Below are 551 nucleotides of genomic sequence, written 5' to 3'. Positions count from 1 at the left end.
TAACAAGACTATTACCTGTCCCATTAATGACTATATTTTCTATCTTTTTATCAAGATTTGTGAAAGAACTACTTACGCCAGTAAAAGCGTCTGCAACCGTACTATAGTTCTTTTCAGTCCCACTACCATTCTTATCAAAGACTTTAACTGTAAAAGTAGGCGCATTCCAGTTTCCATCTTTATAGCCAGCATCACCGCTAAAATAGCTAGCAACCATATTGCTCATAGCATAAAATTGAGAACCATTGATTGCATCCGTTGATGTTGCGGTAATCGAACCACCACGAACGCCCGAAAGAATCCGTGCTGTATTATTAACATTCGCAATACTTACCTTCGTTCCACTTACTTCTCCACCAATGGTAATAAGTCCTGCTGTATCTTGCTTAACAAGACTATTACCTGTCCCATTAATGACTATATTTTCTATCTTTTTATCAAGATTTGTGAAAGAACTACTTACGCCAGTAAAAGCGTCTGCAACCGTACTATAGTTCTTTTCAGTCCCACTACCATTCTTATCAAAGACTTTAACTGTAAAAGTAGGCGCA

The 551-nt window shown here is 37.6% G+C and carries 1 pseudogene; it reads right to left on the bottom strand.

The features are described from left to right. Nucleotides 1–551: pseudogene (locus tag B5V81_RS08625) on the bottom strand (Vomp family autotransporter); the annotation flags it as partial.

Source organism: Bartonella queenslandensis, from assembly GCF_018155095.1.
Lineage (GTDB): Bacteria > Pseudomonadota > Alphaproteobacteria > Rhizobiales > Rhizobiaceae > Bartonella > Bartonella queenslandensis_B.
Note: the sequence above shows the minus strand (reverse complement) of the source record. Positions and strands in the feature narration are given on the sequence as shown.